We start from the raw sequence: 11,156 nt of genomic DNA on the forward strand, positions 1-11,156 counted from the left end.
GCAGTTCGCCACCGCCGTCGTGGCGTGCGTCGTCCCGCTCGCCGCGGGGCTCTACCTCCTGGTGACGGTGGCGTGGACCCTGGTCCAGCGGATCCTGCTGCGGCGCCGCTTCCCGCTCGATGCCGAGACCCCGGACAGGCCCGGGCGGTGAGCCCGGCGCTACCGTGACGCCATGTGGTTCGAGCGGCCGGGTTCGACCCTCGCGGTGCGCACGGTGTGGCGCGCGACCGTGGAGGAGCAGGGGGAGTACCTCGTGGCGGGCTCGGAGTACTGGGGCATCTCCTTCATCCGTCGCGCCGACGGGAGCCTCGGCGGCGAGCTCGACGGGCCGAGCCTGAGCGCCCGCAGCACGACCAGCGTCGTGGGGGAGAGCTACTGGGGCGTGGAGCTGGCGCCGTTCGTGGTGGTCACGGGCCTCGACAAGCAGCCGGTGCTCGGGGCCACCGTCGACCTGCCGGTGCGCTCCGGGCAGGTGCGGCTCGGGGAGCGGTGGACGACACTGCCGGCCTTCGACGAGCTCGAGGACTGGGTGGACGAGATGGTGCGTCTCGGCCCGCTGGGCGTGGACGACGGCGTGCGCGCGGCGCTCGACGGTCAGCGGGACGGCGCGTCGCCGCGCACCTGGCAGCGCCGCTACCGGCGCACGGTCGGGCTGACGGCGGGGCAGGTGGAGCAGGTCAGACGGGCCGAGCGGGCCTACGCCCTCCTGCAGGGCGGTGTCGCGCCGGCGGAGGCGGCGGCGCGGGCCGGGTTCGCCGACCAGGCGCACCTGACCCGCAGCCTGCGCCTCATCCGTGGGCGGACCCCGGCGGCGGTGCTCGCGGCCGCCGCCCGCCGACGGCCCGCCCGGTGACGTTCTCGTTCAAGACCGGCCCCCGGCCGGCGCGGTGTGATGGCGGGGACGAAAGGAGCCACCATGGCCGTCCCCCCAGGATTCTCGACGATCAACCCGTTCATCATCAGCCGCGACGTCGAGAACCTCATCCTCTTCCTCGTCGACGTGTTCGACGGCGTCGAGCATCCCGACGCGCGGACCGTCGACCGCGACGGGCTGCTGCTGCACGCCGAGCTCCAGATCGGCGGCACCACCGTCATGTTCGGCGAGCGCAAGCCCGGCTGGCCGTTCACCCCCTCCCTGCTGCAGGTCTACGTCGACGACGTGGACACGGTGCTCCAGCGGGCGCGAGCCGGTGGTGCGGACGTCGTGACGGAGCCCACCGCGTTCTTCGGCGAGGTCTTCTCCCGCTTCGTCGACCCCTGGAACAACCTGTGGTGGGTGTACTCCACCCCGCAGGACGACGCCGCGGGCGAGTGGGCGGAGGCCGGCGACGGTGCCGAGGGCGAGGCCGAGAGCGACGTCGAGTGGGAGCCGACGCCGGAGCTGACCTACATCCGCGACACCCTCGTCGCCACCCTGCCCCGTCTGCAGGACCCCGTCGCCTGAGCCGCGGTCACGTCCTCGCCCGCCGCCCCGTCGGGAGTGCAGGACGCGCCGACGGGGCGCGCCGACGGAGGAGGACGGCATGGCACGCATCCTGGTCACCGGCGGTACGGGACATCTCGGCAGGCTGGTGGTGCCGCGCCTGGTACGCACCGGCGCACAGGTGCGGGTGCTCAGCCGCAGCCCGCACGCGGACGGGGACGGCGTGCGGTACGTCGTCGGGGACTGGTCGACGGGCGAGGGCCTGGCGCAGGCCGTGGGCGACGCGGACGTCGTCGTCCACCTCGCCGGCGACCAGCTGCACAACGAGGAGACGGCGCGGGCGCTGGTCCGGGCGATCCGCGACGCGGGCAGCGAGCCGCACCTGGTGAACGTCTCCGTGGTGGGCGCGGAGAAGGTGCCGGTGAGGTCGGGGTTCGACCGTCGCGCTCTCGGGTACATGGAGAGCAAGCTCGCCCAGGAGCGCGTGCTGGAGGAGTCCGGGATCCCGTGGAGCAACCTGCGCGCCACGCAGTTCCACGAGCTGGTGCTCATCGCCGCCCAGGCCCTCGCGAAGCTGCCGGTCGTGCCCACGCCGTCCGGCTGGCGGGCGCAGCCGATCGCGGGGGACGAGGTCGCGGCACGGCTGGTCGAGCTCGCCCTCGACGACCCGCAGGGGCGGGTGCCCGACGTCGCCGGGCCCGAGATCCACACGTTCCGCGGCATGGTCCGCGACTACCTCGACGCGGTGGGGTCGCACCGCCCGACGATGCCGGTGCGCGTGCCGGGCGCGGCGTCGCGGGCCTATGCGGCGGGCGGCAACCTCGCGCCCGACCGCGCCGTCGGCAAGCAGACGTGGGCCGAGTTCCTCGCGGAGCACGTCGCGCGGCGCTGAGCCACGACGAGGTCAGAGGTCGACGCGCATCACCGCGCGGCGCGCCGTCGGGCGGCTCACCTCGCGGAACCCGGCGGCCTCGAACACCGACGCCACCCCGACGTAGAGCTCGCCCCACGAGTCGCTGTACCCGGGCTCGACGACCATCGGGTAGCCCTCGACGGCGCGTGCCCCGCGGGAGCGGGCGTGCTCGACGGCGGCGGCGGTGAGAGCCGCGCTCACCCCGCGGCGGCGGTACCCGGCGCGGGTGACGAAGCAGACCACGGCCCACACGCCGTCGTCGTCCTTGTCCTCCTCCCGCCCCGACCAGGGCACACGTGCCGTGCGCAGCCGGGGGTACGCGGTGCGGGGTTCGACGGCGCACCAGCCGGCGGGCTCGCCATCGAGCCAGGCGACCAGCCCGCTGGTGGTCGGGGCGTCCGGCTCGCCGCAGTGCGTGTCGCGGCGCAGCGCGGCCGCCCGCTCCTCGCGGGCGGTCTCGCGCCAGTCGGACGACGGCGTCTGGAACCACCGGCACTGGCAGCGCGCCCCCTCGCCGCGCGGGCCGAGCACGGTCTGCAGGTCGTCCCACGTCGCCTCGTTCGCCGGCCGGACCACGATGTCGGACGTCATCGCCCCATCGTGCCCGGCCGCCCGGCTGCTCTCCACAGGTGTCGACCGTCCCGGAGAACCGGGGTCAGGCCGCGCGGTCACCCTTGAGCACGCCGTAGACGAGGGTGTCTGTCCACTCGCCCTTGGACCACCAGTCCTGACGCAGGTGCCCCTCGCGCCGCATGCCGACGCGCTCGCACAGGCGGGCGGACGGCTCGTTGCGGGCGTCGAGCTGCGCGACGACGCGGTGCATGCGGTAGAAGCCGAACGCCAGGTCGAGGACGGCGCGCACCGCCTCGGTCGCGAAGCCCTGGCCCGTGAACTCGGGGTGGAAGACCCAGCCGATCTCCCCGCGGGAGACGGTGTCGCCCGTCGTCCACAGGGCGACGTCCCCGACGACCTGGCCGTCGTGCTCCACGATCAGCGCGAGGGCGGAGCCGGGCTCGTCGATGCGGGTGCGCGCGAGCCGCTTCGCGAGCTGCGCCTCGGCGACGTCCGGCGTCCACGGCTCCTCGAGCAGGTAGCGCGCCACCTCCGGGTCGGCGTAATAGGCGAGCAGGGGCTCGAGGTCCTCCGCGCGGTGCGCGCGCAGGACCAGTCGGCCCGTGGTCACCGGCAGCGGGGTCTCGGTCGTCACGGTCAGGCACCCTACGCGCCGGGGCGGGCGAACCGCGACGTCGGACCTCGAAATGTGCGTGACGCGGACCCCCGGTGCGGCGCACCGTGGAGGCATGAGCACCTCCGCGGCCACACCGACGTGGCGCCTGGTCGAACCGCCCCGCGCCGACCGGCTCGACGCCCCCGAGGCCTGGGCGTACCACGGCGTCGCGGCGCTGGAGCGGGCCGTGGGGCTGGCCGACCTGGGGCACGACGACCTCGCGCCCCGGGGCGTCGACCTGCTGGTCGGCGACCGCCACCAGGAGCACGCGCGCCACCACCGGCTCGTCGCGCTGGACGGCGAGGCCGAGGACGGCTCGCCGCGCGTCGTCGGGCACGGCGTGCTCGTCCTGCCCGTCTCCGACAACCGGCACCTCGCCGTCGTGCGGATCGCGGTGCTGCCCTCCCACCGCGGGCGGGGGATCGGGTCGGCGATCGCGGACCGGCTGCGCCGGGTCGCGCTCACCGAGTGCCGCACCACCGTGTTCGCGGAGGTCGAGCTCGCCGTCGAGCCGCCCGCCGACGCCCCCGACGCGCTCGCGCCCCGGGAGGGCCCGGGCCACGTGTCCGCCGCCCTGCCCGGCATGCGGTTCGCCCGCCGGGCAGGGCTGGGGCTGGAGATCGTGGCGCGGCGGTCGGTCCTCGACGTCCCGCTGCCCGACGACGTCGTCGACCGGTTCGTGGCGGACGCCGCGGCCCGCGCCGGCGACGCCTACCGGCTGCACACCTGGCAGGACCCCGCGCCCGAGCGGTGGGTCGACCAGCTCGCGGCGCTGGAGCACAGCCTGTCCGAGGACGAGCCCAACGGCGGCCTCGCGCTCGAGGCCGAGCGGTGGGACGGCGCGCGCATCCGCCTGGAGGAGGCGAAGCGGGCCGAGATCGGCGGGACCGGGCTCGTCACGGTGGCCGAGCACGTCGCCACCGGCACCCTGGCGGGGATGACGCTGCTCGCGTGGGACGAGGACCGCCCCGAGCTCACGGAGCAGGACAGCACCGTGGTGCTGGCCGGGCACCGTGGCCACCGGCTCGGCATGCTCCTCAAGGCGGTGAACCTGCGCGAGCACACGCGCCTGCGCCCCGCCGCGCGCCGGATCTCGACGTGGAACAACGAGACGAACGGCCCGATGCTGGCGATCAACGTGGCCCTGGGGTTCCGGCCCGCGGGCGGCTCGGCGGAGCTGCAGGCGCCGCTCGCCGACGTCGTGCCCCTCAGCCGGGGCTGATCTTCGAGCAAGCGATCCGCCGGGCCCACGACACGGATGGCGCGACGGATCGCTTGCTCGAAGGTCAGGGGAGGGGGATCTCGAGGGGCTCGCCGGGGGCCAGGCGGCGGTACCCGGCGCCCCCGAGCCCGCCCGCGACGCGGTCGACCAGCGCCAGGCCGGCGTCGTTGAGGATCGCGTCGTGGATCGGCACGGCGACGCGCGGCGCCACCAGGCGCACGTAGTCGATCGCCTCCGCGAGCTTGAGCCACGGCGCCGCGACCGGCAGGGCGAGCACGTCGACCCGGACGCCCTCGGGGGCGGGGGTGAACGAGTCGCCCGGGTGCAGCACCGTGCCGTCGACGAGGAACGCGACGTTGGCCGGCGGGGTCATGTCCGGGTGGATGGTCGCGTGCACGTGCCCGAGGGCCTGCACCGCGAACCCCGCCGCGTCGAAGGAGTCCCCGCCGTCGACGGCGTGCAGCCGCTCGGCGGGTGCGCCGGCCTCGGTGAGCTGCTCGACGACGGCGGCCGGGGCCCACAGCGCGGGCCCGCCGTCGGCGGCCGACGCGGCCGCCACACGGGGCACGTCCACGTGGTCGACGTGCTCGTGGGTGACGAGCACGGCGTCGGCGCCGTCGAGGATGCGCGGGTCCGTGAACGTCCCGGGGTCGATGACGAGGACGCGCCCGTCGCGCTCCAGGCGGACGCCGGCGTGGCCCCAGGTGGTGAGGGTGAGGGAGGACATGGCGCCCATCCTGGACCCGCTACCTGGGGGCGCGCTCGACGGTGGGCCCGGAGGTGTGCTCGAGCAGGGCAGGGAGGAGCACGTCCCACGACGACGGCGGCGCGACCTGGTGGCCGACGCCGTCGAGCACCAGCAGCCGCGCCCCGGGGATCTCCGCGGCCAGCGCGGCGCCGTGACCGGGGAACAGCGGGTCCTCGCGGCCGTGCACGACGAGCGTCGGCACGGTGAGGTCCGTCAGGGTGCCCTCGAACGGGGCCCCGGGGTCCGCGGCGAAGTGGTTCGTCCCGGCGGTGGCGTCGATCGAGCGCTCGACGGCGCGGGTCGCGAGGGCGCGGGTGCGCGACTCGTCGAAGTCGCCCCGGCCGGTGAGCGCGCGGTCGTCGGCGACGACGGCCTCGATCAGCGCGTCCGCGTCGCCGGGGTCGGGGGAGGGGCCGTCCCACAGGCACGCGAGCTCGGGGGCGGACGGAGGGAGCGCGGCGTCGTCCGGCCCGGCGAACGCGCGCGTCGTGGACATCAGCGTGGCCGAGGCGACCCGGTCGGGGCGCTCCAGCGCGAGCTCCTGGACCATCGCGGCGCCCGCCGAGAGGCCCACGAGGTGCGCCCGCACGACGCCCAGGTCGTCGAGCACCCGCAGCGCGTCCTCGGTGAGGTCGCGGCTCGTGTAGTCGGGGGCGCCGGGCGGGCAGGTGACGGAGCGGCCCGTGTCGCGGTGGTCGTACCGGACGACGCGGCGCCCGCCCGCGGCCAGCGCGGCGCAGAGGTCCGCCGGCCACCAGTCCATCGACGACGCCACGCCGCCGAGCAGCAGGATCGTCGGGTCGGCGGGGTCCCCGACGGCCTGGTAGCACAGCGGGGCCGCGCCGTCGGTGAAGAGCTCCGGGCCGAGGGCTTCACCGTCCGCGGGCCCGACGGACGAGGGGTCAGGAGGTCGCGTCATGAAGGAGGGACGAGGCAGCCCGGCCGGACTCATCGCTCGACGGCGTCGGACCTTCCCGGTCGAGTCCCACCCGCCGACCGTCGAGCGCGGCACTCGAGGCTCACCGCGGCAGTTCGAGCTGCCGCGCCGAGCTGAAGGTGCCGCGCCGAGCGCTCGGCCATCGCCGAGTGCTCAGGCGGCCGTCAGGCGCAGCAGCGCCTGGACCGGGGTGTGGTCGCTGGGCCAGCGGCCGTCCTGCCGCCAGGTGCTGGTCGCCGCGGCGCGCACCTCGACGCCGGGGGAGGTGAGGATCCAGTCGATGCGCTCGCCGCCCGGCACCGGCTCGCCGTAGTCGGGGAACGTGCCGACGTCGGGGGTGAGCCGTCGGTCGGCGACCACCCAGGCGTCGTGCAGGCCGCCGTCGGTGACGAGCACGTCGTAGGGCGCGGACCGCTCGGCGGGCGCGTTGCAGTCGGCGGTGAAGACGGCGGGGAGCCCGGACCCGGTGACGAGGTCGCGCACCACCTCGGCGCTGCGCACGCGGGCGGGCTCCGACTCGTGGTCGAAGTGCGAGTTCACGTGCACGAGATCGGCGCCCGTGCGCTCGTCGCGGAACCGGGCCCACGTGACGACGCGCGGGTAGACGTGGTCCCACGTCGAGCCCGCCAGCCGGGGCGTGTCGGACAGCCAGAACTGGTCCCACCACAGCAGCGACAGCCGCCGGGCGTCGTAGACGATCGCGGAGTGCTCCCCGGCGGCGCCGCCCTCGCGGCCGTGCCCCACCGACCGGTAGTCGTCGCCCAGCGCTCCGGTGACGGTCGTGAGCTGTGCGAAGTGCGCCTCCTGCACGCCGAGCAGCGTCGGCCGCTCCCGGGCCAGCAGCCGGCCGACCAGGGGCGCGCGGTCCGGCCAGTGGTCCGGGCTGCCGGGGAGCGTGTCGTCGATGGCGCAGCGGACGTTGAGGCTCATCACGTGCAGCAGATCGGCGTCGGGCGCGCCGACCAGCGGGGCGTCGTCGGGCGCGGCGGGGAGGGTGTCGGGCACGGCCGCCACCGTACCCGGGCACCCGCCCGCTGCTAGGTTCGGGCGCATCGTGACCGACCCCTCCCGAGACGCCGCCCCGCCCGCCGCCCGCCCCGACACCGACGCCGACATCGACACCGACACTGCTCGACTCGTCGCCTGGGGCCAGGAGCTGCGCTCCGTCCACGCCCGGCTCCGCGACGCCCTCGAGGTCGCGCGCGAGGCCGTCGACTCCGCCGGCGACGCCGCGCCCGCCCCGTCCGACGGCGCCGACCCGCGCCGCCTGCTCGGCCTCTACTGCCACGGCTTCTGCCAGGCGCTCGAGGGCCACCACCGCGGCGAGGACGCCACCGTCTTCACCGCCCTGCTCGACCTGCGCCCGGACCTCGCGGGAGTCGTCGCCGAGCTGCAGCGCGACCATCGGCTGCTCGACCACCTGCTCGGCGAGCTGTCCCGCGCGGTCGACGCCGGCGCGGACGCCGCCGCGCTCGACCGGCACCTGGACGGCATCGACGCCGTCATGGAGACGCACTTCCGGTACGAGGAGAAGCGGCTGATCGCCGTGCTCGACGAGCCGGCCCTCGCCGTCGCCCTGGCCGGGACCGACCGGCGCGCCGCCCTGGGTCCCCTCGCCTGAGCCGTGCGCGACCGGCCCGCGCGCTCGCGGCGGCAGCTCGCGCTCGTGGCGGCAGCTCAGACTGCCGCGCCGAGCCGGAAGTGCCGCGCCGAACGGTGCCGACGGGCTGTCACCTCGTCGGGCGGGACGACGGCGCACGTCGGGCAGACTGGGCGCACCGCCGTCCCGCACCGCCCGAGAGGTCCGCCATGCCCGCCACGCCCGTGTCCCCCCGTCCGCCGCTGTCCGTCGTCGGCCGCGTCTTCGCCGTCGTCGCCGTGATCGAGGCGTTCACCTGGGCGGGCCTGCTGGTCGGGATGTTCCTCAAGTACGTCACGGAGACGACGGAGGCGGGCGTCTGGCTGTTCGGCCGCCTGCACGGCGCGGCGTTCGTGGCGTACGTGGTGGTGGCGCTGGTGGCGGCGGTGAAGCTCCGCTGGGGCTGGTTCCGCGCGCTGGTGGCGCTCGCGGCCGCCGTCCCGCCCCTGACGACGCTGCTCGCCGAGTGGTGGCTGCGCCGCACGGGCCACCTGAGCGAGCCGGCGGCGCCGTCGTCGGCAGTGTCGTCAGAGAAGTCCGTCGAGACCCGGCTCGACGACGAGACGACGGTTTCCTGATCGTTACCCCGCCCGCCACGCCGGCGTCGCCCGGCGCCGCTACGGTGCCCCTGATATCTCCTCACCTCAGGGAGCACTCATGTCCTTCGTCCGTCCCCTCGCACGCCGGCGGACCGCCGGCGTCGCGTGCGTGACCCTCGCCTTCGCGGGGATCGCCACCGCCGGCGCCGCGTCCGCCAGCGCCGACCCGATCGTCGACGTCCAGATCCTCGCCACCAACGACTTCCACGGCCGCATCCAGGCGAACGGCACCGAGGCCGGTGCCGCGGTGCTGGCCGGGGCGGTGCAGCAGCTGCGCGCCGAGAACCCGAACACCGTGTTCGCGGCCGCGGGCGACCTCATCGGCGCGTCCACGTTCGAGTCGTTCATCCAGCACGACAAGCCCACGATCGACGCCCTCAACGCCGCGGGCCTCGACGTGTCGGCGGTCGGCAACCACGAGCTCGACCAGGGCTACGACGACCTCCTGAACCGCGTCATGGCGCCCTTCGACGCCGAGACGAACCCGTACGGCGGCGCGCAGTGGCAGTACGTGGCCGCGAACCTCAAGATGAAGGCGACCGGCGACGACGCCGTCCCCGCCACGTGGATCAAGGACTTCGGCGACGTGCAGGTGGGCTTCGTCGGGGCCGTCACGGAGGAGCTGCCCGCCCTCGTCAGCCCCGCGGGCATCGCGGACCTCGAGGTGCGCGGCATCGTCGACTCGGTGAACGAGGAGACCGACGAGCTCAAGGCCGAGGGCGCCGACCTCGTCGTCATGCTGGTGCACGAGGGTGCGAAGTCCACGGACTGCGCCGCGATGCCGACGGCGGACGACGCGTTCGCCGAGATCGTCAACGACGTCAGCCCCGACGTGGACGCCATCGTCTCCGGGCACACGCACCTCGCGTACGACTGCGCGTTCCCCGTGGACGAGTGGGCGGGCGAGGCCGTGACGGAGCGCCCGGTCGTCTCCGCCGGCCAGTACGGCTACAACCTCAACCAGCTCACGTACTCGGTGGACGCCGCGACGGGCGAGCCGGTCGGCGTCGAGACGGGGATCCTGCCGCTGGCGGGCCAGTACCCGGCCGACCCGGCCGTCACGTCGATCGTGTCGGACGCCGTCGCGGAGGCCGACGTGCTCGGCGCCGAGCCGCTGGGCCAGATCGGCGGGGCGTTCAACCGCGCCAAGCTGTCCTCCGGCGCGGAGAACCGCGGCGGGGAGTCCACGCTGGGCAACCTCGTCGCCGAGGTGCAGCGCTGGGCCACGGAGGCCCCCGAGTCGGGCGCGGCGCAGATCGCGTTCATGAACCCGGGCGGCCTGCGGGACGACATGGTCGGCAGCGGCACGGACGCCTTCCCGCGCACGCTCACGTACAAGCAGGCGGCGGCGGTGCAGCCGTTCGCCAACACGCTCGTGAACATGGACCTCACGGGCGAGCAGATCAAGACGGTCCTCGAGCAGCAGTGGCAGCGCGACAAGGACGGCAACGTGCCGTCGCGGCCGTTCCTGCGGCTCGGCGTCTCCGAGGGCTTCACCTCCACCTTCGACGCGAACCGGCCCGAGGGCGACCGCATCACCGGCATGTGGCTGGACGGCGAGCCGATCGACCCGGCGGCGTCGTACTCCGTCACGGTGAACTCGTTCCTCGCGTCGGGCGGCGACAACTTCCGCGCCTTCGCGGACGGCGCCAACGCCCGCGACACGGGCAAGGCCGACCTCGCGGCGTTCGTCGACTACATGGCGACGCACGCCGCCGGCGAGCCGCTCGCCGTCGACCCGGGCCAGCGCGCCGTCGGCGTCTCGTTCCCGGCCAACGCCCCCGAGGCGTACGAGCCCGGTGCGACCGTCGCGTTCGACGTCTCCTCCTGGTCGATGTCGGCGCCCGGCGACGTCACCGACCCGGAGCTCACGGTGTCCCTCGGTGACCAGGTGCTCGGCACCGCCGCCGTGGACAGCACCGCGGGCACCGAGCCGTACGACACGATCGGCACCGCGTCGGTCGCCGTCGAGCTGCCCGCCGACGCCCCGTCCGGCGCCGCGACGCTCACCCTGTCCGGCGCGGCGACCGGCACCGAGGTCACCGTGCCGATCGAGGTGGCCGAGCCGGCCAAGGCCACGCCGACCCTCACGGTCGACGCGCCGAAGTCCGCCGTCGCCTGGTTCCAGCCGGTGCGCCTCGCGGTGTCGGTCGAGACGCCGGACGGCACGCCCACCGGCAAGGTCACCGCGACGGTCGACGGCAAGAAGGTCGACACCGCCACGCTGAACAAGAAGGGCGACGCGCGCCTGTGGGCGGGGCCGTTCAAGCCCGGCACCGTCGAGGTGGAGCTGCGCTACTCCGGCGACGACGCCACCGAGGCCGCCACGACGACCACCACCATCCGGGTGAAGAGCCTGTGGGAGGTCATCTTCGGCGGTCTGTGACGGGTGCCCCGACACGTCGCGCATGAACGGCCCGGCCCGCAGCGCCCCAGAGCCACGGGCC

General features: G+C 75.3%; 12 protein-coding genes and 1 pseudogene. 8 read left to right on the forward strand and 5 right to left on the reverse strand.

Annotation, left to right across the window (positions count from 1 at the left end; genetic code table 11):
* The 4 genes and pseudogenes from ACFWEK_RS12330 to ACFWEK_RS12345 all read left to right on the forward strand — a co-directional run.
* Nucleotides 1-151: pseudogene (locus ACFWEK_RS12330) on the forward strand (preprotein translocase YidC); the annotation flags it as partial.
* A 21-nt stretch (nt 152-172) separates the two neighbouring features.
* A complete protein-coding gene (locus ACFWEK_RS12335) occupies nt 173-853 on the forward strand; it encodes a helix-turn-helix domain-containing protein (RefSeq protein ID WP_430554232.1) in 681 nt (226 codons plus the stop codon).
* Between the two features lie 63 nt (nt 854-916).
* Nucleotides 917-1,444 (forward strand): VOC family protein, encoded by a 528-nt coding sequence (locus ACFWEK_RS12340; protein WP_430554233.1) that lies wholly within the window; start codon nt 917-919, stop codon nt 1,442-1,444.
* A gap of 79 nt (nt 1,445-1,523) precedes the next feature.
* Nucleotides 1,524-2,315 carry an SDR family oxidoreductase gene (locus ACFWEK_RS12345; protein ID WP_430544626.1) on the forward strand — a complete coding sequence of 264 codons (792 nt, stop codon included), beginning with the start codon at nt 1,524-1,526 and terminating at the stop codon, nt 2,313-2,315.
* 12 nt (nt 2,316-2,327) lie between these two features.
* Here the strand turns inward: ACFWEK_RS12345 and ACFWEK_RS12350 are convergent, their stop codons facing one another.
* Both ACFWEK_RS12350 and ACFWEK_RS12355 read right to left on the reverse strand, forming a co-directional pair.
* Nucleotides 2,328-2,927 carry a GNAT family N-acetyltransferase gene (locus ACFWEK_RS12350; RefSeq protein WP_430544625.1) on the reverse strand — a complete coding sequence of 200 codons (600 nt, stop codon included), beginning with the start codon at nt 2,925-2,927 and terminating at the stop codon, nt 2,328-2,330.
* A 64-nt stretch (nt 2,928-2,991) separates the two neighbouring features.
* The gene (locus ACFWEK_RS12355) at nt 2,992-3,543 is read right to left on the reverse strand and encodes a GNAT family N-acetyltransferase (RefSeq protein WP_430544624.1); all 552 of its coding nucleotides are present in this window, start codon (nt 3,541-3,543) and stop codon (nt 2,992-2,994) included.
* A gap of 94 nt (nt 3,544-3,637) precedes the next feature.
* On the opposite strand from ACFWEK_RS12355, the gene ACFWEK_RS12360 reads away from it, so the two are divergent.
* Entirely contained in the window at nt 3,638-4,786 is a 1,149-nt protein-coding gene (locus tag ACFWEK_RS12360) for a GNAT family N-acetyltransferase (protein ID WP_430554234.1), read from the forward strand.
* Between the two features lie 64 nt (nt 4,787-4,850).
* Here ACFWEK_RS12360 and ACFWEK_RS12365 read toward each other — a convergent pair whose 3' ends face one another.
* The 3 genes from ACFWEK_RS12365 to ACFWEK_RS12375 form a co-directional block, all read right to left on the reverse strand.
* The gene (locus ACFWEK_RS12365) at nt 4,851-5,513 is read right to left on the reverse strand and encodes an MBL fold metallo-hydrolase (RefSeq protein WP_430544622.1); all 663 of its coding nucleotides are present in this window, start codon (nt 5,511-5,513) and stop codon (nt 4,851-4,853) included.
* Nucleotides 5,514-5,532: 19 nt separating this feature from the next.
* Nucleotides 5,533-6,453 (reverse strand): alpha/beta fold hydrolase, encoded by a 921-nt coding sequence (locus ACFWEK_RS12370; RefSeq protein WP_430554235.1) that lies wholly within the window; start codon nt 6,451-6,453, stop codon nt 5,533-5,535.
* Between the two features lie 171 nt (nt 6,454-6,624).
* Complete coding sequence (locus tag ACFWEK_RS12375) at nt 6,625-7,476, reverse strand: endonuclease/exonuclease/phosphatase family protein (protein WP_430554236.1); 852 nt, start codon at nt 7,474-7,476, stop codon at nt 6,625-6,627.
* A 49-nt stretch (nt 7,477-7,525) separates the two neighbouring features.
* Between ACFWEK_RS12375 and ACFWEK_RS12380 the strand changes: the two genes are divergently transcribed.
* From ACFWEK_RS12380 to ACFWEK_RS12390, 3 genes are all read left to right on the forward strand, one after another.
* Complete coding sequence (locus ACFWEK_RS12380; protein ID WP_430554237.1) at nt 7,526-8,092, forward strand: hemerythrin domain-containing protein; 567 nt, start codon at nt 7,526-7,528, stop codon at nt 8,090-8,092.
* A gap of 188 nt (nt 8,093-8,280) precedes the next feature.
* Nucleotides 8,281-8,688, forward strand: coding sequence for a DUF3817 domain-containing protein (locus tag ACFWEK_RS12385; protein WP_430544618.1), 408 nt, complete (start codon nt 8,281-8,283; stop codon nt 8,686-8,688).
* A gap of 79 nt (nt 8,689-8,767) precedes the next feature.
* On the forward strand, nt 8,768-11,095 hold the full coding sequence (locus ACFWEK_RS12390; protein WP_430554238.1) for a bifunctional metallophosphatase/5'-nucleotidase: 2,328 nt from the start codon (nt 8,768-8,770) through the stop codon (nt 11,093-11,095).
* The last annotated feature ends 61 nt before the right edge of the window (nt 11,096-11,156 follow it).

Source organism: Isoptericola sp. NPDC060257 (assembly GCF_042726645.1).
In the GTDB taxonomy this organism is placed as follows: Bacteria; Actinomycetota; Actinomycetes; order Actinomycetales; family Cellulomonadaceae; genus Isoptericola; species Isoptericola nanjingensis.

Coding starts and splice junctions, on each gene's coding strand:
- ACFWEK_RS12335 (WP_430554232.1), top strand. CDS start 173: ATGTGGTTCGAGCGGCCGGGTTCGACCCTCGCGGTGCGCACGGTGTGG.
- ACFWEK_RS12340 (WP_430554233.1), top strand. CDS start 917: ATGGCCGTCCCCCCAGGATTCTCGACGATCAACCCGTTCATCATCAGC.
- ACFWEK_RS12345 (WP_430544626.1), top strand. CDS start 1,524: ATGGCACGCATCCTGGTCACCGGCGGTACGGGACATCTCGGCAGGCTG.
- ACFWEK_RS12350 (WP_430544625.1), bottom strand. CDS start 2,927: ATGACGTCCGACATCGTGGTCCGGCCGGCGAACGAGGCGACGTGGGAC.
- ACFWEK_RS12360 (WP_430554234.1), top strand. CDS start 3,638: ATGAGCACCTCCGCGGCCACACCGACGTGGCGCCTGGTCGAACCGCCC.
- ACFWEK_RS12365 (WP_430544622.1), bottom strand. CDS start 5,513: ATGTCCTCCCTCACCCTCACCACCTGGGGCCACGCCGGCGTCCGCCTG.
- ACFWEK_RS12370 (WP_430554235.1), bottom strand. CDS start 6,453: ATGACGCGACCTCCTGACCCCTCGTCCGTCGGGCCCGCGGACGGTGAA.
- ACFWEK_RS12385 (WP_430544618.1), top strand. CDS start 8,281: ATGCCCGCCACGCCCGTGTCCCCCCGTCCGCCGCTGTCCGTCGTCGGC.
- ACFWEK_RS12390 (WP_430554238.1), top strand. CDS start 8,768: ATGTCCTTCGTCCGTCCCCTCGCACGCCGGCGGACCGCCGGCGTCGCG.